This window comes from Sulfuricaulis sp., assembly GCF_041499725.1.
Classification (GTDB): Bacteria; Pseudomonadota; Gammaproteobacteria; order Acidiferrobacterales; family Sulfurifustaceae; genus Sulfuricaulis.
Window position 1 is genome coordinate 55,458 of sequence record NZ_JBGQKW010000001.1, and the last position, 20,935, is coordinate 76,392.

At 53.5% G+C, this 20,935-nt stretch carries 15 protein-coding genes; 3 read left to right on the forward strand and 12 right to left on the reverse strand.

Translation table 11 applies throughout. The annotated features are described in order from the left end of the window. Nucleotides 1–99 precede the first annotated feature (99 nt). The 7 genes from ACC569_RS00245 to ACC569_RS00275 all read right to left on the reverse strand — a co-directional run bounded on the left by ACC569_RS00245 (nucleotide 100) and on the right by ACC569_RS00275 (nucleotide 8,195). Nucleotides 100–756, reverse strand: a complete 657-nt coding sequence (locus ACC569_RS00245) for a hypothetical protein (RefSeq protein WP_372521470.1) — start codon at nucleotides 754–756, stop codon at nucleotides 100–102. 182 nt (nucleotides 757–938) lie between these two features. Then, complete coding sequence (locus tag ACC569_RS00250) at nucleotides 939–2,207, reverse strand: glycosyltransferase family 4 protein (RefSeq protein ID WP_372521471.1); 1,269 nt, start codon at nucleotides 2,205–2,207, stop codon at nucleotides 939–941. Nucleotides 2,208–2,294: 87 nt separating this feature from the next. Then, a complete protein-coding gene (locus ACC569_RS00255) occupies nucleotides 2,295–3,473 on the reverse strand; it encodes a Gfo/Idh/MocA family protein (protein ID WP_372521523.1) in 1,179 nt (392 codons plus the stop codon). 52 nt (nucleotides 3,474–3,525) lie between these two features. After that, a complete protein-coding gene (locus ACC569_RS00260; protein WP_372521472.1) occupies nucleotides 3,526–4,476 on the reverse strand; it encodes an NAD-dependent epimerase/dehydratase family protein in 951 nt (316 codons plus the stop codon). A gap of 266 nt (nucleotides 4,477–4,742) precedes the next feature. Beyond that, nucleotides 4,743–5,714, reverse strand: coding sequence for a glycosyltransferase family 2 protein (locus ACC569_RS00265; RefSeq protein ID WP_372521473.1), 972 nt, complete (start codon nucleotides 5,712–5,714; stop codon nucleotides 4,743–4,745). After that, complete coding sequence (locus ACC569_RS00270; protein ID WP_372521474.1) at nucleotides 5,711–6,703, reverse strand: glycosyltransferase family 2 protein; 993 nt, start codon at nucleotides 6,701–6,703, stop codon at nucleotides 5,711–5,713. The genes ACC569_RS00265 and ACC569_RS00270 overlap by 4 nt, the downstream gene beginning before the upstream one ends. A gap of 157 nt (nucleotides 6,704–6,860) precedes the next feature. Continuing rightward, nucleotides 6,861–8,195 carry an oligosaccharide flippase family protein gene (locus ACC569_RS00275; RefSeq protein ID WP_372521475.1) on the reverse strand — a complete coding sequence of 445 codons (1,335 nt, stop codon included), beginning with the start codon at nucleotides 8,193–8,195 and terminating at the stop codon, nucleotides 6,861–6,863. Nucleotides 8,196–8,331: 136 nt separating this feature from the next. On the opposite strand from ACC569_RS00275, the gene ACC569_RS00280 reads away from it, so the two are divergent. Continuing rightward, nucleotides 8,332–9,885: an O-antigen ligase family protein gene (locus ACC569_RS00280; RefSeq protein ID WP_372521476.1), complete on the forward strand. Its 1,554-nt coding sequence runs from the start codon at nucleotides 8,332–8,334 to the stop codon at nucleotides 9,883–9,885. On the opposite strand, the gene ACC569_RS00285 is transcribed toward ACC569_RS00280, so the two are convergent. Both ACC569_RS00285 and ACC569_RS00290 read right to left on the reverse strand, forming a co-directional pair. Beyond that, the gene (locus tag ACC569_RS00285) at nucleotides 9,831–11,123 is read right to left on the reverse strand and encodes a glycosyltransferase family 4 protein (RefSeq protein ID WP_372521477.1); all 1,293 of its coding nucleotides are present in this window, start codon (nucleotides 11,121–11,123) and stop codon (nucleotides 9,831–9,833) included. The genes ACC569_RS00280 and ACC569_RS00285 overlap by 55 nt on opposite strands. A gap of 70 nt (nucleotides 11,124–11,193) precedes the next feature. Continuing rightward, a complete protein-coding gene (locus ACC569_RS00290) occupies nucleotides 11,194–14,172 on the reverse strand; it encodes a hypothetical protein (protein ID WP_372521478.1) in 2,979 nt (992 codons plus the stop codon). Nucleotides 14,173–14,377: 205 nt separating this feature from the next. Between ACC569_RS00290 and ACC569_RS00295 the strand changes: the two genes are divergently transcribed. Then, the gene (locus ACC569_RS00295; RefSeq protein ID WP_372521479.1) at nucleotides 14,378–15,283 is read left to right on the forward strand and encodes an FkbM family methyltransferase; all 906 of its coding nucleotides are present in this window, start codon (nucleotides 14,378–14,380) and stop codon (nucleotides 15,281–15,283) included. Between the two features lie 24 nt (nucleotides 15,284–15,307). On the opposite strand, the gene ACC569_RS00300 is transcribed toward ACC569_RS00295, so the two are convergent. Continuing rightward, nucleotides 15,308–15,667: a hypothetical protein gene (locus ACC569_RS00300; protein ID WP_372521480.1), complete on the reverse strand. Its 360-nt coding sequence runs from the start codon at nucleotides 15,665–15,667 to the stop codon at nucleotides 15,308–15,310. Between the two features lie 514 nt (nucleotides 15,668–16,181). On the opposite strand from ACC569_RS00300, the gene ACC569_RS00305 reads away from it, so the two are divergent. Beyond that, nucleotides 16,182–17,003: an FkbM family methyltransferase gene (locus ACC569_RS00305; RefSeq protein ID WP_372521481.1), complete on the forward strand. Its 822-nt coding sequence runs from the start codon at nucleotides 16,182–16,184 to the stop codon at nucleotides 17,001–17,003. Nucleotides 17,004–17,880: 877 nt separating this feature from the next. Here the strand turns inward: ACC569_RS00305 and epsE are convergent. Together epsE and xrtD are read right to left on the reverse strand one after the other, a co-directional pair. Next, nucleotides 17,881–19,080: an exopolysaccharide biosynthesis GT4 family glycosyltransferase EpsE gene (epsE, locus tag ACC569_RS00310; protein ID WP_372521482.1), complete on the reverse strand. Its 1,200-nt coding sequence runs from the start codon at nucleotides 19,078–19,080 to the stop codon at nucleotides 17,881–17,883. Between the two features lie 101 nt (nucleotides 19,081–19,181). After that, nucleotides 19,182–20,807, reverse strand: a complete 1,626-nt coding sequence (gene xrtD / locus ACC569_RS00315; protein ID WP_372521483.1) for a VPLPA-CTERM-specific exosortase XrtD — start codon at nucleotides 20,805–20,807, stop codon at nucleotides 19,182–19,184. Nucleotides 20,808–20,935 lie beyond the last annotated feature (128 nt).

Sequence of the window (20,935 nt, forward strand, 5' to 3'; positions counted from 1 at the left end):
ATTCAGCAAGGTCCGGTTCATTGTTTCAAAGACTGGAGCGACGACTATGCCAGCGTCCTGCCGCTACTCCGTCCGCAAAAGCATGACGGACGGCCACCTTCAATCCGTAGTCCAGAGCGTCGCCTGATATCTCCTCGCAGTGGAGATGGGCGGCCCCTCCCCCTCGACGCGGGCGAGGCAGCGCAACCAGCCAGCCTGTTCGAGTACATGGTTGCAGACGGGGTTGCGATAAATGATCCTGAGCGGTGGCGCGTCGCCTTTTTCCCTGGCTTCGTGAAGCTGCGCCAGCACTTGCGCCATGGTCGTTTCGCCGAACGGGTGGAACATGAAAAGGACCGTTGCGTCGCCCAGATTGACATGAAGCGCGTTGGCGCAACGAAACTGGACATCGCGTCCCTTGATGTTCGTCCGCGCCAGATTCTCGTTCGCCTTTGCCGATAAAGATTCCACCAGCTCGATCCCGACAGATCGGCGAACGCCCATCCAGCTAGCCGCGAAGACAGCGCGCCCCATGCCCGATCCGAGATCGGTGAAAACGTCATCGGGGCCAAGATTGACCAAACGAAACAAGCGGAACAGCTCGCGATAGGGAGTTGGCGCATAATGCAAATACCACTCCGCGTCGCCCTGTTGCCCGCTGCCGGGGTGGTAGCCGGATGTCTTGATCCCCAACCGCCAGTCCCAAAACTCATCGAAGGGGTTCTGCAGCCGGGTTTTGTAACCAGCGCCCTGCAGGCGCTGAAGTAAATTTGTCATCGGGTTGTTCCGTTCGTGTGCTTTGTCTGGCAAATCGTGGGCGAGCCGACATGGACGCTATATTTTATCAATATCATGCCTGTATTCACGCCTGAGAACAAGCCAAAACCAAGGAACGCATCATGTAGCGAGAAAATAAAATGCGACCAGTCTACTCAATGCAATTTACGAAGGACGGCAGTTCAGCGATGGAGTTGCCGTGAAGACGAAGCGGGAAGAAAGCTGGGAATCCCGATGTGTCTCAAGAGGCGATCCAAATTTACGTCTTGGCTGAACTCCCGGCGCACGTGATTCAGTGCCCGGCCCGCCAGGTCGGAACGCAGCTCAGCTGATTCCAGCAACCGGTCGATCTGCGCCGCCAGGCTCAAGTGGTAGCCAGGATCGGCCAGCAATCCAGTTTCCTCATGCAAGACGAGCTCGGGAATTCCGGAAAGTCGGGTCGATATCACTGGCACGGATTGCGACATGGCTTCCATCAGCACCACGGGAATACCGTCCATGTCCCCGCGGACGTCTTTACGGCAGGCCAGCACGAAGGCATCCAGGCTCCTCATCCAGTCAGTCACCTGGCTGTGAGCGATACTGCCCTCGAAGTGCACCGTATCGGTTAGGTCCAGGCTTCGCACCAGGGCTTCCAGTTCGTTGCGCAAGGGTCCGTCGCCGGCGATGCTCAGTTCGATCCGGTATGGGCGGTCCCGCAGCTCAGCCACGGCCCGGATCAACACGTCCATGCCCTTCTTCTCGACCAAACGCCCCAAGGTGCCAATGCGATACCGGTCACGGCGCTCGAAATCCGGTGCGGTCGGACGCATGACAAGGCTGACACCACAGCGCACGACCGCAAGCTTGTCGGCGGCGACACCCATCCTCTCCAAATAAGAGCGGTTGTATTCAGAGATAGTCAGCATCTTCAGCGCCCTCTCCGCCTTGCGCGACAAAAGCATGCCACGCTCGAAGATGTCGTTCGCATGCGCCATGACGGTGAATGGAATACCGCTCAGCGCCGACGCATACATCGCAATCTGCGTAGATACATGGGCAAAATGAACATGCAGATGGACACAGTGATGCTGCTTCAGTAACCGGGCGAGCCTGACCGCGGTAAGGAACTGAAATGCCAGCTTCCAGCTTTGCGATTTCAGTAAACCCTGCTCGACCATGTCGCTTGCAAGCCAGCGCAACGCTTTCCCTGCGCCACGACCAAACCGTGGCGCCCAGGCCAAGCCCTGAATCAACATACCCAGCTTCGATCCATCGTAAAGGATCAGCGTTCGCACCACCAATGCTTCCTGCCCACGGCCCACCTCGTGCGGCCGATGCACGGAAATGGGAATCACCGACAGTCCGCGCCGTTCGAGCCCCAGAAATTCCTCATATACGAAGGTCGCCCACGGCGCCAGTGTTTCGGGCGCGAGATAAGCAATCACAAACCGGTTCACGGCGTTCGTCATGATCAGAAGTCGATTGTCGATAGCAAGAGCGATCCGCCAACATCCTTAGTTGCCGATAGCACCGGCTGATTCCAGGGTGATAGCCACTTACTTCCAGGGTAACGGTTGAATAGGGTCAAAGCTGGAATTGATTATCCGCGGGTTCTCAAATCTTTCCGGATATTGTAGTGTTTCGATCAGTTCCGTCATATGCACGCCCAATTCAGGCGATAATCGACAGGGCCTCCCCTCCCGAATCGCTTCTGCCATCTCGGCGGGCCCACGCAGAAAATCTACTGGTTTATTGCCCTTTGAACTGCGGAAGCTGGGCTTGCGCGCATAGGGATACTTTCTTTCGAACTTGAATGCGGTAATAGAAAAGGGTAAATGAAGCAGTTCCTCTATCCGCACCAACAAGTGTTTCGCGCGGCTGGCGATACCGGCAACCATTCTGTTAGGCGGCGTTTTTTTTATATAAACCGGTGATGCATCATTTCTGACATACTTGGTATAAAGCGTGCCTCTCTCTCCGATAATGACAATAGACTTATCCAAGGGCGCAACAATGCTGCAGGTGACCCGCGCCACCACGTCATTGTCATATTCGATACAGCCGACCGTAAAGTCAGGCCCCATCGAATCAACGATAACGCCTTTGTCGCGGATTCGGATTGAAGAATAAGACTGCACCCTTCTTGCCGGACCAAAAAAAGCCGCTAACCAGGACAATACATAGGCGGCGTGTTCGTAGGTGCAGCCTATTTCGAATTCATCCTTCGCCGGCCATGGCGCGCCTGAGGCACTTTTCCAACGGGTCGGGTCAAAGCGATGTATCATGCCATCATCGAAGCTGGCGTAGACCAGTCGAACGGGACCGACTGCATCTTCACGGAGGGCCTTCCACATCGTTTGGGCAGTCTCACCAAGCATGCTGCAGGGTGCGGTGGCCAGATAACGCTTTCTCTCCTTGGCCAGCTCCACCAACTCCGCTGCCTTGACAGACTCCATAGCCAACGGTTTCTCCGAATAGACATGCTTATCGGCCTCAAGGCAGGCTCTGGTGAGATCGTAATGTGCACGAGGGTTGGTGAGATTAAGCACCAGCTCCACCGCGGCATCACTCAATAAATCGTCCAGGTCTTTATATGCCTTTATATTGTAATACCGTGAAAATTTATCCAGCCGTTGCAGATTGTTGTCATACACTCCAACGATATTTATATTCCGGTAGTCTCCCAATGTCGCCATATAAAAATCCGCGACATAACCACAACCCACAATGGCCATCTTCACGGGCTGATTTGCGCGGTTATGATCTGATCGTTGAGAATCTGACATTTCAGGAAAACCTGCTTGCCGGAACCCACCCCAGCAAACGCTTAGCCTTTTCATTGGAATACCGGAATGGCTTGAACCGTGCTGCAAAGCCCTGTCGCAGGAACGCCTCGGGCAACCTGCCCTCCTCCCCTCCGGCGAGCCGAAACAACACCCTCAGCGAGCCCGCCATTGCCGCCAAGAGACGCCACGGCACGGGAATTCTCCACGATGGCAGCGTCCCCCTGCGCCGCAGGCCCGCGAGATATTCCCGCTGGCTCGGAAGATTGTCGTCGACAAGCTGGATGATCTCCCCGTCGGGAACATCCCGTTCGCAGGCATTGAGGATCGCCCTGGCCAGCCCCGCGACTTCCACCGTCGGCACATTTCCGCCATGATACGCAACGAGGCACAATGGACCCTTGATGACGCCGGCACGTGCGTTGATTAACTGTTCGCTATCGTATACGAGTCCGGGACGCAGAACGGCGCAGCGGGTTCCATGCTCGTCGGCGAACGCGGCAAAGAGCTTCTCCTGTTCCAGCTTCATTTTGGTGTAGGTTCCTATTCCGCTGCCATCGGAAATCTTGACATTCTCGTCGATCACCGCCATGGCCGGTATATGTGCATAGTCCAGCACGGCGATGCTGCTGATGCCGACCAGCCGCGAAATTCCAGCCTGTTTCATGGCATCGAGCAGATGGCGCGTGGCGATGACGGTCGAGCGGTACTGTTCATCGGCGCTGCCGGAAAGGCTGGCGGCCAGATGAATCACAGCGTCAATCCCCAACCTTTCCAGCTTCGATGCCTTCATGTCGCCTAGGTCGCATTGAAGCCATTCAAAGGACGACGTTTGATCCGTCTCGCTCGCTGGCCTGGATCGGGTTAGCGCGATTACGTCATGCCTCCGTGCGATTGCTTCCCGCACGACATAACCACCTATGAATCCGGATGCGCCAGTCACCAATATCTTCATTGCATCAGACCTGTCACTTCAGAAAATCTTTCATCTGGGTAAAGGCGCTAGTTATCAAATGACGTCATTTATATACAGAATGAACGATCGGGGGACCAGCCCAATATTGGAGCCAATCACAACATGCGGTCATCGCTCTCCCTCTTAGGAATATCAAAACAGAATAGCCGGCGGTAAAACTCGCCTGGTTCATCTTTGCTCCCGTATGTTTAGTCCAGTCCTCTACCCTATTGAGATATCAGGGCTTGTGCCATGTTTCTCTGATTCTACTTGTATTCAATCAGGCGTGCCGTCTTCCCGACCCTCCTGTTATAAAGGAACTTCACTTGCCCCATCGCCTCCGGAAACTTGCCCAGCACCAGAAATAGTGCACGCCACCAGTTTTCCCGCACGCCTCTTGTACCACGCAAAGCAAGGCGGACAATCTGCAGCGGATAGATTAGCAGCATCACCATGCCCAACGGCCCCAGCCAGATAACTAGGCCGACTGTTAATACGGGTATGCCTAGACCCCAGAACCAGGCGCTCCGTGATTCCCGGACACAATGCCGCTCCGGCGGCGCACCGTGTAGATGCACCCCCTCGGCAAAGGCATAGCCACCACGCAGCGCTCGTTTCCACCACTGCCCTAAGCGTGTCATGGCGGTATCATGTAACGCCATTTCAGCATCGAGCCGCCAGACCTTCCATCCAACTGCACGCAGGCGGACACACAATTCCGGTTCCTCTCCAGCAATCAGATCCGCGCGATAACCGCTTGCATTCTTGAATGCTCCAGCCCTCACCATGGCTATTCCACCACAGGCCTTTGACGCCCCTGCCGGTCTATCCCACTCAATATCGCAAAGCATGTTATAGATCGATCGTTCCGGATACCGTTCCCTGAGTCGGCCACACAACATTGCGACGTCATCATGCTCATCCAGAAATGCAGCTGCCGTTTCTAGCCAATCGCCTGCTATCTCACAATCCCCATCCACAAACTGGACATAGGCCAAGCTGGGCGCAAGTGCGAGCAACTTTTTGAACCCTTCATTTCGTGCTCGTGCTGCGGTAAAAGGCTTACTTAAATCCAGCTCAACAATCCCTAACCCCTTATCCAGCACCATGGCAACTGATCCATCTGTCGAACCGGAATCGACATAGACCACCCGATTCGCGTTCTTCTTGACAGATTCCAGGCACTTTCGCAGACGCTCCCCCTCATTGCGACCAATAATGACTACACCGATTCTCATGGTTGTTGCCCGGCACGTGGAATACTCCACACCCGGCCCGTCAGGATCGCCCGCAGATCACCCCAGAGCAGATCGAACATGAACCACTTCGGGTCATGTGCACGGACGCCCAGATGCAGTAGGCATCGCAACAGATACGTCGCGCGGCCCACCGCCCAGAGTGTGTCGGCCAGAACCAGCCCCGCAACACCGTAGTGCTTCACGAAAAACCGGCGTCGTGAATCGTACCAGTAACTGGCGCGTCGTTTGGTCGCAGTACGAATGCCGGTGGCGGCACCCTCAAGGTGCATCACCTGCGACTGGGGAACGTACCAGACCTCCCAGCCGGCCTGTTTGGCGCGCCAGCAGAAATCGGCTTCCTCGAAGTAAAGGAAATAGCCATCGTCCATCGGCCCCATCTGTTCAATGACCTCGCGGCGCATGATCAGACTCGCACCGGAAACCCAGTCGCACTGATGTGCCTCGGTGCCGGGAGAAGCCCAAACGACGTATCGGTGCAGCAGGCGGCTCAGCAAGCCCAGGCGGGCGCCGGCGTCCAGCTCGCTCAAGGGGGAGTGAATACGATGCGCCGAGCATTCAAATCCGCCATCCGCGTTCTCCAGCAGACTGCCGGCAATGCCGGCACGAGAATGGCCGTCCATAAATCCGACGAGCGCCTTGATCGCCCCCTTCCGCACGATGGTGTCTGGATTCAGGAGCATCACATAATCGACATGATCTGCGGATGCGAGAGCCGTTCGAATCCCGGCGTTGTTGCCATAGGCGAAACCACCATTGCGATCGAGGGGCATCACGCTCGCCCAGCCCGACCAACCATTGCGCTCAATGGCAGAGAACAGCTTATCCCTTGAACCGTCGCCCGAATCGTTGTCGACCACCACGACGCGGCCGCCTCCCAGATCTGCTACTTGCGTGGAAAGTGAGCGCAGAGAGTCGATGGTTAACTCTGCGGTACGGTAGTTTACGATGACGATCCAGGTACTGCCCATATTTATTGCATCTACAACATTCAATATATTAGCTATTTCAGATTAGCATCGATTATTTTATCAAGCATACGGCTTATACGCCTGCATTGTCCTTCAAGCCCAAACCGCACAGTTAATGCTACGCCGGTACTCATGACATCGAGTGTCCATACTGTGCTCATGAACCAAGACTTAAGGTCAAACGAGGCCATGCCAGTACAACCATCAAGACCGAAGCCGCGAGGAAAGTCAGATCAAGGCCGGGTTGCCATAATCCATTGCGGGACATCACAAACGCATTCACAGGGTACATTATCCAATAGGACGCGGCTAAGCCGATCACCAAGCCCATACTCTCTCCATAATGATATCCAATAAACATCCCAGCAAATTGGAAAATAATATGGATGGCAGTCAGCAGCGTTTGAGTAGCAACCTTGCCTATCGCCAGCAAAACACCGGTGTACGATCCCCACACACAACCGGCGAGCGAGCCCGCAGCAAGCAATTCGAGTATGGGGCCTGATCCATGATAACGCTCATCGTATAGTATCCCCATAAGCTGGCCGCCAAAAAAGACGAATAAAACCGCCACACTCCAGCTGGGAAGAATGAATGTCAGTCGAGCCTTATGCAGGGCGGCCATGAGTTTTTTTGGATTGGTGCGATAAACTTCCGAATAGGCAGGAAAAAATACAGTTCCCATCACCTTCAGCATGGCATTCCAGAGCAGGAGATTCATCATGCTCGCCAATGTAAATAAAGCCAGTTGGCGCATGTCAAGCAAGGCGCCGATCGCCAGACGTGAGCCTTCTGTAGACAAAAAAGTAAGAGCAGAACTTAACAGGATCCAACGCCCAAATCCTACCAGATGGTCAACCGCGTCGCGATCCCAGGCAAATTGATTTCTTATACCATGAAGCAACAGATGGCTAGCAAACATATTCAGGCAAGCGCCGATAAGACTACCCCAGACGAGCGCCCAAACTGATTGCTGAAGCCAGGCAAGATAAACGGTACAAAGCAGTCCAAGCACATAAGTGCCGATTTCAATTTGCGTCACTCGCGCCGCCTCCAGATTACGTTGCGCCGTGAACAATTTAGTTGAGTTGAAACCGCCGATGACTGCAGTCAAGCCAACAACGGGAAGCATGTATGCGAGCAGTGGCTCACCATACAATCCGGCTATGGGCAATGCCAGAACACAAAGACCGCCCCACATCAGAAAGCCTCGCACAATCTGGATGGTCCAGGTCGTGTTCAGAAAAGCTGGGTCATTTCCTCGGGCCTTCTGGACGATAGAGGGACCAATTCCCACATCGGTAAGCATATTCACGCCATAGATAATTATCTGAACAATTGCCATCAACCCAAATGCCTCGGGAAACAGCAAACGCGTAAGAATGAGATTTCCTCCCAGTCGCAGCGCCTGGGTTACGCCGTACCCGGCCAGGGTCCAGGAACCGGCCTGAAGAACGCGCTGCCTAAGGGTGGGTGAATTTACTGATGACATTGACATTTGCAAACCACATGATCGCGGCAGTTTAAAAAACCTGTTACTCTTGCACAATTAATGATTCGTGTGTTTCCTTAGCAAGGAATGCAATGAACGGCTACTCAAATCGACACCAATCCGTAACAAACCAGGCATGCCAGAACATCTCCGAACATTAATCGTTATTCTTGTCCTCGCAACGATGGTCTTTGCATTTGCACACCGGCCCGCTTGTACCATTTCAAAAACTGGCGATTATACACGAAGGCGAAATCTTTGGTTCGCTTTTACGCTTGCCGCCTTCCTGGCGCACAACTTCTGGGTGTACACACTTATCGCCATACCGTTGCTGATCTACGCCAACCTGCGCGAAACCAATCCACCCGCGCTGTTTTTTTTCATCTTGTTCGCTCTGCCTATGGCCACCGTCTCTATTCCTGGGATGGGCCTGATCAACTATTTCTTCGAACTTTCTCACGCCAGGATACTGGAATTGCTCATCCTGCTTCCCGCATTTTTTGTTCTGACCCGGCAACGCGGCGCCCTCGCCTTCGGCCGTACGTGGCCAGACATAGTGCTGGCTGTTTATCTATTACTCACCACTCTGCTCTACGTGCGTGACGCCAGCGTAACGGCCACCTTGCGTGGAGCCTTCTACCTGTTCATTGATATCTTCCTCCCTTATTTTGTCATCAGCCGCTCGCTGAAAGATCTGCAAGCCTTTCGCGATGCCCTGCTGAGCCTTGTGCTGGCGATCATGGTGGTTGCTCTGATCGCAATTTTCGAGGCCTCCCGGCACTGGTTGCTCTATTATCCTTTGCTTGGCGTGCTTGGACTGGGAGGAATGCTGAATTATCTGGAACGGACCGGAATGCTCAGGGCTGTCGTCACAGCAGGTCACTCCATCGCTCTGGGTTACCTAATGGTCGTAGGGATGGGGCTTTACTTGTTCTTGCAACGATCCATCCAAAAAAAACTCGTCCGCCGACTCGGCATAGCGTTGCTGGCGGCCGGTTTGATTGCCCCGTTATCACGCGGACCTTGGGTAGGCGCTGCCGTGCTAATGGCTGTCTTCATTGCCACCGGCCGTTACGCGCTTCCCCGCCTGATGGGCCTGTTGGCGGTGGCAGCGCTGGTTTTTTCCTTGGCTGCCGTGCTGCCGGGCGGCGAGAAGGTGATCAATTTATTACCCTTTATCGGAACGACGGAAAAAGGAAGTATCGACTACCGACAGCAGCTGATCACCAACTCAATGATCGTGATTGAGCGCAACCCCTGGTTCGGCTCGGTCAATTATCTCGAGGCGCCTGAGATGGAGGCCATGCGTCAGGGCCAGGGCATTATCGACATTGTCAATTCTTACATCCAGATAGCCTTGGAAACGGGATTCGTGGGTCTTGGGCTGTTTGTCAGTTTCTTCGCTTTGATACTCCTGGGTATTTACCGTGCCATGCGCTCGATTCGGGACAAAAATAGCGAGGAACGCCTGCTTGGCCGGGCATTGTTGGCCACTCTTCTCGCCATCCTGGTAATCATATTTACGGTGAGTAACATTGCGATCATTCCAATCGTGTACTGGTCCGTTGCCGGATTAGGGGTGGCATATGCAGAGATGGCACGAAAGCAAAAAAGGGAGGCAAGTTCAGGGCACGCTCATTCCTTAAAGAATTCTGGCTTCCCAAAGCGCGCGCCCAAAACCCAGTCATAAACTTCCCTTATTTGCCTGGCCTTGGCCGCCCAGGTAAATAAGCTATGCACACGTTCTCTGGCGGCAGACATCATAGGCGCGAGAGCCTGCCGATCACCTGCCAACATTTTCAATTTGCCGCTTAAGGAAGACACTATCTTTTCACGCCGCTCCATTGGCAGTTTGTATCCGGTATCGGAAGTTACCAGCTCAGCCGGGCCAGCGTAGTCAACGACTACGGGAACAAGGCCTAAAGCCATGGCTTCCAGCACGACACCCCCGCCAAATTCCCGAATGCTGGGAAAAGCAAAAACCTGCGAACGACACATGACTTCCTGAAGCTCTGAGTGCGCTACCCAACCATGCAGAGTAACTGCCGAGCCCAACCCTTCCTTTTTTATCGTCTCTTGCAAAATTGGCATCAACGGTCCGTCTCCAACAATGTCAAGGTGCAATCGTTTTTCCCGAAGGAGAGGTGCTGCAGCTTCCAGCAACATATCCGGCCCCTTGTAAGGAACCAGTCGACCGACAAAACAGGCATGTAATATGTTTGCATCTCCAGGACTGGCCATGCGAAAGAATTTTGTTGGGTCAATAGCATTCTCCGGCATATAAACACATTTCTCATGATACTTGGCAGGTACTTGTGCCAGCGTATCTTTGGATCCAATCAGTAGCGCGGATGCCGATTGCAAGGTACTGCCATGCCCGGGGAGAAGCTTGTAAGCGCCACGAACGTAAGACAACCACTCCTTTTCTTGGCGCCTTGCGGAATCAAACCCTTTAGGCCAAGGCACGCCCCCGTTTAATGGCCCAAGAACAAAAGGAATATTCGCTCGCCGGCACTTTCTGGCAATCGTGCTGGGAGTCGTTGGGCTGAGTGGCGTAATGCGATGAACAAGATCGAATTTACCGGAGCGGATGGCTTCGCCGAATCGTTTCCAAACCAAGGCCTCGAAGTAGTAGTACGAAATCACGCTGATGGCCGTGGTGGTAGTCCAGCCTTTTCCAGCGCCGCCGCGTAGAAGATTAGAGATACGCCATAAAGGTCTGGCAATCGCCTCGGAATCGATCGCGGTAAAATCATCGCCTTCAATCAAGCCAGCGCCTAGAATAGCCTGCCGGTTGCGGATATGAGTCACGATATGGACATCGGCTACTTCTCTAAGCGCATTAGCCAGTGACCAACCCACCAGCGGGACGCTCACCCAATCTGGATTGGCGGCTTCAGCAATGATCAATACACGAGGTCGGGACATCACTTTTTGAAGACTCCTTAGTCAGTTGTTAGCGCCGGCAGGCCTCGAGCCTTCCTTCTGATATCGCAGGTCATCTTTCAGTGGCTGGGTTGCGCCCTTTCCTGTAATTGACGCCATCAAACACATAGAGGAAGGTGGACGCTGGCGGTAGGCCCCGCTCATCGGCGCCGGTTTCGGCATTCAGACGGAAACGTCGGCCCAAGTTTGACGACGGTATGTCAAGCTTCTGGATTTTAACGTTATCGCTCAGCAGATTGTTCGCATCCGGGGCGCCTGTCATCCGGTAGAGCGTGACGGATCTCGCCTCGCTGAATGGAAGCTCGACGCTGACCGGGGTGTAACCATCGTCGCTACCGACGGGGTAATCCGGGACTTTGCGCGAGATCAAAAAAAGGCTGTAACGCTTTGCATTGCGTGTCGCGTAGACCGCTACCAGGGGTGCGTCCTTGATGGTTTGCCGGCGACTGAATGCCTTGAGATCCGCGCTCGGGACGTTCAAGGTTTCGGTGCGCAGCATATCGCCACTGGCTTCTTTGTTGAACAGTGCCAGCAGCTTCCACGATGGGTAGGCCTGCCCGCCGTGATACCACTTTGCGTGCGACTTCCACAGCATGCCGCTGTCAAACGTGAAGAAATTCTGTATGGCGAAGCCCCGGTAAGTCCGGGCCAGGAATGAATCCAGCGTTGCTGTGCCGGCCGCCAAGCTTTTCATGACCTGCTCCTGAGTACGCTCCTGCTCTTCGGTAACGCGGGCGTTGTTGAGCCCATTCAGCGCGTAGCCCGGGCCCGCTTCGTAGGTGCCAAGCCGCAACTTGCCCGCGCCTTTGGCTTTAAGGTCGAGCAGTTCTTTCGCATAGAGGTCCGCCACCGGAATGGCCGACTGGTTGACCTGGGCCAGGGTGTTGAACAGGCTGGCGGCATCGAGCTTGGGCGGGCCCTCCGCCTCGTCCCAGCCGCCGTTGTAGGCCGCAATGGTGAGAAAGTCCGACGCAGGGGAAACCGAAGCCGCATCGTGGCTGTAGCCCATGTTGCCCGCCCAACCTCCCAGCATGAAGACGAATTTGCGGTCGAGGTTAGCTGGCCGCCAATAAGGACTGCTCCGCATGATCGAGCGCACGTATTCCTGAAACAGGCCGTAGACCTGCCCGGGGCTGTAGCTCTTCTTCGACGCGGCGTCGGTCATGGGATTGAAAGTCCACGGTGTGAAGAGGCCGTTCCAGGTCTCGTTGCTCAATTCGAAATAGATCCTTTCGAACTCCTCAACCCAAGGTTTGGTCTGCCCCTGGCTGTAGCGCTTGTAGGCCCAGGGCTTGCTGGCGCGGGTATCGACTTTCGGGTCGTAAGGGGCGGCCATATACTCGATGAAGGCCAACCACTCATGGGGGTTCATGTGGAACTCAATTTGCAGCCAGGGCTGTACGCCGACTGTCCGCATCATCTTCAGGGTCTGAGGCAGTGTGTTTAATTTCCCCGTTCCGCTAATTACGCCACCGCTGTTGGTGAGCTGCTCTATGTCATAGGTGTGGATGCCGGTCTTGATCAGGCCGTGGGTGCGCAGGGCGGAAATGCCGGAGGACTTGATGGCCTCATATTCACGCGGGAGCAGGTCCAGAAAGGTCGTGTCTGCGCGGTAGACACGAAAATTGTCGACATAAAAGATAGCCGGGCCTGTAAATTCCAGCGCCATCGTGTTGGCGCGGGATCCACCCTGAATCACAGTGGGCGTGAAATGGGTGATGTATTTTTTCCATCCTGGACCGACGTCGAAGACAACAGGCTTGATTCTTTGCGGCGCGGTATCGTAAAAACCGGTCAATTTGAACTGTACTGTGCCGCTGCCCTCCTGGCGTAACCAGACCTCGACCGTATAGGTATCCTTCTCCAGTACGTCATACCAGAACTGGTCGGTGCCGCTGTGGTTGTAGATCGCTAGCGATTCCTTGGTGCCCGCCGCGAGTTGTAGCTTGAGGCAGGTTTCGCCAGGCTCCTCCACCGGCGTATTGGCGGCGTGCGGAACGAGCGACCATATTTTGCCGGGGTTTTCGTCGGGAAAGGTGTGTAGCAGCCCCGGCAGCAAATTGTTGTATTCAGATTCCGCTCCCCAGACGCGGTTGGATAGATCTCGATTGCGCGAAGGCGAATAGATTTTCTTGCTAATGATGACCATGTCACCAGCCTTGACGTTCTGGGCCGCCGATGCGGGCACGCCGGCCAGCTGGAGGTAATATCCGCTGTGATGGTTCGGTGGATAGTCGGAACGATAGACGACATAGCCGGCCAGATCAGGAGAAGCGACAGGTTCCCATTCCAGCGTCAATATTCCGTCGCTGCCTAGTTTGCCTCTGAGGCCATTCGGCGCGGATGGCGGCTTCGGACGGGAGAAAAGTGCTTTGACGGGATTGAAGGCGACAAGTGCATTTTGTGTCGTAGGAGCTTTGTCCAGCCTTTCTGGACTGTCAATTTCGAATGCCGGGGCAGTTGGAGACAAATTACCGTACTTGTCGATTGTGCGTATGGTGAAGTAATATTTGGCATGTGGCCGGTTCCAATTCTCCCAGCGAAAAAAGAAACGGGTTGTGCCGGGCGAGATGATCTGGCTGTTATCAACAGCACGGAACCATCCGCTGGCGTGCGAGCCACCGCTCATGACCCGGTCTTCACGCACCATTCTGAAACGACCGTTCTCGATGCGGTAAATATGCACCATGGCCTGATCAAGGAATCCCTCGCGCAAGCTGTCCCAATACGATATGGCGGCGGGATCGGCAACGATGCGGTTAGGCGAATCCTCGAGTGCGATGAGCTTGTCGCGGAAGACGATGGGTTCGAAGCCAGCCCCCACGTTCGTCAGCGAGTTGCCGAAACCGCCAATGGTGGCAGTGAACGGAAGCACGTTCGCGTTAACGACGTCGGTTGTTACCCTGAAGACGGCGGGCTTCCTGATGGCGTCGTCAGGCTGCACTTGGGCGGCGCCCGCGAGAAACATCGCGAATGCGAGTATTTGAGTCCGCCAACCTGCCGCTTTGCGTCCAAGCTTATATTTCGGCATAAAGGGTCTTTTACCCAGTTTTCCCACCTAACCAAAGTACAAATGAAGCAATCAATTTGCCTCATGCCGCGCAGGGCTTGGCGAATAAGAATAAATTGCGTGCAACCACGACTTATCCTTATTCGTTATGTAGTAAACACCATCAGAATACCAGAAAAGCTGGCGTCTGCTTGAAGCATAGACAGGCACAAATGAGAAATAGAGTATGCCAAATTTAAGACAATCATTAACAGCTGCTGTTACAAGACGTTACCCTTTTTTTAGTGGATGTGGATCGCTCGCTAATTCCAGATTTGTCAAACTCATGAGTGGCACTCAAGGCGGCAAGGCTTGGTGCCGAGTACCTGGTGGTGAGGTCCTTGCAGACCTCAATGACCATGTCGGAAGATCGGCGTTTTATGTTGGTGATTTAGATAGGAAAATCACCTGGGTATGCAAGAAAATTGTTCGCGATGGCGATACCGTACTTGACATAGGCGCCAATATTGGGATGGTAACTGTTTTGCTATCGGACTTGGTTGGGAAAAATGGGAATGTTCATAGCTTCGAGCCAAACCCATCGTTGTATGACGGATTAAAACAAACCATTAGTCGTAACAAAATTACTAATGTCACCCTCCATCCTATCGCCTTAGGTTCCAAGCAGGATACGCTGGAGTTAACTGTTCCAAATCAAAATAAAGGCGCTGCATCTTTGGTCCGGAATAAAGGATGGGCGAATTGTGACGTTGTCAACGTGCAGGTCGCTCCACTCGATGAAATATGTAAAAATGAGGGAATCAGCTCAATACGTCTCATCAAAATTGATGTTGAGGGCTTCGAAACTGAAGTGTTACGGGGTGCGCGACAATTGCTGTCCGCCACGCAACCCGATGCCATCCTTTTTGAGCTAAATGAGCGAACTGAACATCAAATTAAAGAAGAACCGCTCATCAGGCTGCTACATGATTGTGGGTATGATTTTTTTATCATTCCGAAATGTATTTTTCGCATGAAATTACATGTATTGAATGCCATATCTCAAGAAACGTCCTTAGGGCAAGACTTTTTAGCCGCGCCAAGAGGTCAGAAGTTCGAGGAAATTGCTCGGTTGGTAAAAGCAATTGTCTAACAATCACATCTCAAAGGGACGGGGTTAATCAACAGCCCCATATGCTACCTGTAGGATAGGCTCCAAGGATTGTATCTCGAAGGTCTTCACGTTCGGGATTTCCCCTTTGACCGCTTTCCAGAAGGTCCTCGGTTTTGTGACGGCCGTCGATGCCAGGGAGCGTCTTGCCAGCGGTCCCTTGGCGGGACAAATCGTGCGGACGTCCACCCCAAGAAGCTTCTCGTATTTCTTGAGCGTCGTCTTATCGTGCACCAGTAACAAGACCTTCCGCCCCAGATGCCGCCATAATATGAGGGAGCCGATCGCTGTTTCGAGTTCATTCCCATTACCGTGGAACTTCTTGATGACTTTATCAATAAGCTTTACCAGTTGCTCGTCTGTCATCGGGTATCCTTTCATTCAATTGATCGTTCAGCGGCGTGAGCATGACTCATGCCTATCGGAAGAGGGGTCATATATCAACCCCTGCATTAACGGTTCCTTAATAAGGTGTTGTAAATCAGTTCAATTGTCAGGTATCGTGTGAGGCCATGTATCCGTAGGCCCCCGTGTTACTCAAACTGGGGCGTTTGGTCTGAATCTTTTCGGCTCAGAACGAATGGCTGGCGGCGACCCATACCAGCCGATCACGCAGACCGCTCAAGCACTGCCGAAGCGGACATTCGCAGATCGCTGCGCGGACGATCTGATTTCCCGCCTCACTTTCTGTGCAGTTCAAGTCGCCCGGTAGTGGTACAGTTTGAAAGTGGCTCGTTTCCTGCGCCAGCCAAACAGACCAAGCAGGCGGCGCAGAATGGTCTGAAGGTGGTTTTGTACCTGAAGGATAAAGAGATTTACTATAGATATTGTGGGGACGGGCACAGACCCGTGCCCATGAGGCCCCGAAGAGGTGGTGCTAATGCGATGGATTATCCAATTGTTGCGAGCGGTAACATCGCGTTACCCGCTAAACACCCCACGCGCTTCGATACTGCGCCTGCTGCCGGAAATTCCAGAAGGCTTCGGTGAATTTGTCGGCAAAAATGGCATTCGCTACAAGCGATATTCGGTCGATGCCGATGAAGTTAGTCGCAGCCTGTTCTGGTTCGGCGATTTCGACCCTTGGGTCAATATAGCGCTTAAGAAGTTTTCTAGGCCTGGGTCTGTCGCCATTGATATCGGCGCCAATATTGGCGCGACCGCGCTTGTGTTAGCCCACGCCGTAGGTCCGACGGGTCGCGTGATATGCTTTGAGCCAATGCCGCCAACTTTAGAATGCTTGCGCCAAAACATTGCAATCAATGGACTCTCTTGGGTACAGGTCGAACCCGTTGCGCTGTCCGATGCGGATGGCAATCTTTCCATGGAATTACCAACCGGACATCCGGGCATGGCTCGCGTGTCTGCAGATGGGCATTTTAGCGTACCGACAATCACCTTTGATAAATGGCTCGGTCAGCACCCCAATCTTGACATATCGGTTTGCAAGATCGACGTGGAAGGTCACGAGCGTGAGGTTTTCGCCGGAATGAAACAAACGCTTTCAAAGAGATTGATACCGGCTTTCGTGTTTGAGCGACATGGCAGCACGGTGACGGATTCTGACCCGATATTACAAATGCTCACAACCTATGGATATCGAGTGCTGCGCCTTGAGAAATCATTTCGCCGCGTCGAATATACACCGATCCGTGAGCCGCGACGGGCAAGACCGACAGTTGATTTTGTGGCGGTCCTGTAATTAGCCGACGTTTCTCGTATCCTGCTCAGGTTTTCGCTTTCGCTTTAGCCGCCATTCGCGCCTCGCATTCTTTTTCTGTTTCGCGGACTAGCACAGAACCCATCAGCTCCGGGTTGATATGGCCATTCCAGGGCGGCACAACGCGCACGGCCGGCTCGTCTGCAGCGCCGGCCGCAAGCGCCAGGGCGTCGGCGGACGGCAGTAGAAATTTGCTGAGTCACTCACACGCACTGGCATGTCCTTTTTTAGCATCCGCCATGGCACGCTGGACGATCGCGCGCCAAGCAGCCGGTGAAACTTCTCTCCGCAACGCGACCAGGTAATCGTCTTCGGTCACGCGTGGTAAGCGCCCCGGGTCACCAGGGTTGCCAGAAATAAATCGCCCGCGTTCGTCACGCATCCGTTTCCCGGCCGTCTAAACGGGCAATCTGACATGCCCCCACATCAAGCCGCCTTGTTTCCGTGACCGTCTCCGGCTTCGCGCGCCCGCGCTCATCCTTGGCGAGCAGCCCGTGGCGCTTGACATCGGTAAATATTCGGAACTGTGGGTTGGCTTGTGTTTCAGTAAGTCACCACGTGATGTGAAAATCCTACAGAGCCGCACCGATGGGTCGAAAGCACTTGTCCACAAGATATCCCATACACTGACGTGCTGAGTGTCTGCCATTAGGGTAATGCAACCGACCGCTCATGGGAAAGGCGATCGGCCGGTTCTGGCCGTAAGGAGCCAGTTACCAGATTTGTCTGAACCGGCAAGCCAATTAGGGCAGGAAAATCGACTCTTTCCAGTGCCCAGATTCATCATTGCGGGCACGCCAACCCATTCAGGGTTGGTCGCCTTGGCGATGATCAATATATTGACACTCTTTCATTTCCCTCATCTCGCTGCCAGAAGATCGGCAATTGCCCGCGCGCTACGCTGATGGCCGAACGACTCAACGATCTTGAAACGTGATGCCTGACCCAACCGGACAGCAAATAAAGGGTCCCCGATCACACGCATGATAGCCACAGCGATGGCGTTTGCATCTCCTGGCTCAACGAGGATGCCGTCTGCACCATTTTCTATAAGTTCAGGTACGCCTCCCCCGTCGGTTGCGACCACTGGCACGCTCATAGCCATCGCTTCCATAAGCGCGACGCCCAGCGGCTCGGCCAAACTAGCCAGAACAAACACATGCGCCTGTTCTAGGTGCTCACTCACAATTTCCTCAGGAACCGCGCCGAGAAAAGCTACTCGTTCTGATACACCCGACTCAGCCGTCAGCGCGACCAACTTCCGCCTATAGCCGGTACCACCCACATCGTCTTCTCCAGCAATTGTTAATCGAACATTTACCCCCTGGTCAACAAGCAGCTTAATCGCTGAGATAAGGAAAGGAAATCCCTTGCTTGGGTTCAAACGACCACAGCTGAATACGCACAACTCGCCTTCCCCAGCGTACGGACGATAAGGAGCATGTCTGTTGAACTGAACCACGTCTACTCCCATAGGCGCTATTACCAGCCTCGACGGCAAAAACCCAACCAGTGTTCTAGTTACTTCGTCGTATAACTTGCGCGTGATGACAATGCAGAATCGCGCACGTGACCATTTCTGACGTTGATTTGGGCCATAGACGCTGAGTGGATTATGAAGTGTTAGGCTATACGTAGGGCCATGTAGCGCATTTGCTAACATGGCTATGTTCGCCGCATCCGCGCAGGAATGAACGTGCACATGTCGCCATCCCTGGCGCTGACTAACCCATACGAGCTTAGCCGCAAATGGGATGAGCAGCGTCAAACGCACTTTCCCTGCTAGCGTTGCATCTTGGACGCTGGTTATGATCTTGGCGCAGTTTATCCATGCACATACGCCAGCCCTGATCATGATGATAAACGCACGCAGAAAATCAAAAAATGAGAATGGAAAGAGATAAGTCGTTTCCGTCTGCGCGTCTTTCGCCCACGTAGGCGATACGACGCCAAGAGGCGGTCTTCGCGTCGATATTAGGCTTGTCTCGACGCCGAGCTCCTTCAAAGCCTTACGCTCGCGCCAAAAGAAGTTGTGCGTTTGCCCGGGAAACTCGGGCACTAGGTAGCCAATCTTGGTCCGGGATGCTGATCCGTAATTTGATTGGTGGCAACTGCTAACCCGATCAACGCTGTCCTCGCACATATTGTCATCCACCCGCTTTAATTCGGGACATAATCGCTTATATTGGGATTCAGCGTCTTCACGAAATTAATTAAGCGGTTGTCCGCATCCGCAAAACTCTCACCGGGCGCAAGCGGCGTTGTAATTCGTACGAGCGCGGCATCCGTTCTATTACGGGTCAACGCATCCCAGAACACAAACCACTTCAAAAGATACTCGTTGCTAATGCCGCGGTCATGCATCTGAAACCAGTAGTAAACCAGTTGCTTGTTTTCACCCAGTTGAATTTCAGCCCGATTGACCTGAAGCGGTTGCGAACCTGTCTCGACACCATCTACGATCCGCTGAGTAAGGGTCTTCATTTCCCACCCCCCGCCCGGCAGGCAGGCACGCGGCGAATGAATAGAGGCGCCCTTGCTTTGCGAGGCATAATAGGCGACATACAGGTTCACTGCCTGCTGCCGGTTATTAACATAATTCGCTAACAAGTAGTCTCCCAGATTGAGCGCGTCGACGAGAATCCTGTCCAAGGGCTGCGCTTTCCCATTCCAATCACTGAGAGTCATCGGAAAGTCTGAAAATTCTTTCCGAGTGATTTTTACGTCATCCCGTTTCGCAGGCAGGATGAAGAACGTTATTGCGACTATTGCCACGACAACGGCAGCCGCCCAATAAGCACGGCCCAATAGACGATAGCGGAGCTGCGCATCCTTGGGGGTAGGTTGGGGGAAATCCAGTCCGAACACCTGCCGCAAAGGACGGCTTTCCTTGCCAAGCCGGGCCAGCCCCCACATCTCCAAAACCAGAATCCCGGTACAGGCCATAAATACCGCCCAACCTTCAAAGTCGTGCAAAAAGCCTTCCGCCATGGATGATCCGAAATATTCGACGAGCACACCGATTATGCCGATGCGGAAACTATTCATGAAAATCGTGATGGGGATACTTGACAGGAAAACAACCATTTTCTTCCACAAGGCGGCTTTGTAAATATAGGCGCATACAAAACCAAGCGTCATCAACGGAAAAAGATAACGCAACCCATTACATGCCTCGACAACCTGCAATTTGTAGGTGCCAAGGTCAATAACATTACCTTCCAAATAAACGCTAATACTGAATAAACGGATTATCCATACGCCTATGCTTGAAGAAATCAACTGCAAGGACCGGGAAACGTCCTGAACGATGACATCCGGAAAGGGGATCATGAAAAACAGAATCAAAATCGGTGCCCAAATCTCTTTGAACCCACGCCACCCCATATAGGCGAAAACCAGACCAGCAAGCGTAATTACAAAACCATATTGCAAAATAACCGTGATGGCGCTGATATTGCCTATCGATATAATGCCGGCACCAGCAAGCGTGATAACCATCCCCACCCAAGATCCGCCAAAGGATATACGTCCCAGCACATCCTTCTTTTGCCAGATCAGAAATGCGGTGATGAAAGGGATCATCACGCCATGACTGTATTCCTCACGCGCGAACCAATACTGCACCATCCGGTTGAGTCCATGCTCGTAGAGCGCGAGCACAAACAACCCCGCCAGCACGGAAAATGAAAACCAGAATAAAGACGATTCTTTCCAGAACAGTTCTTTTGCGGGGTCTGCAGCAGGACTAGTCGCGGTCAATCTTTGGCCTTGGAGATCATGCATGAGTATATTTTCCACCTGACATCAGGGCAGGGCAAGTCATTGTGCACCAACCCTTGCTAAACTGTAAGGTCTTCCTCCCCATTGAAATAGCTCGCGCTCACCACGCTTCAGGCAGACGTTCATTATCG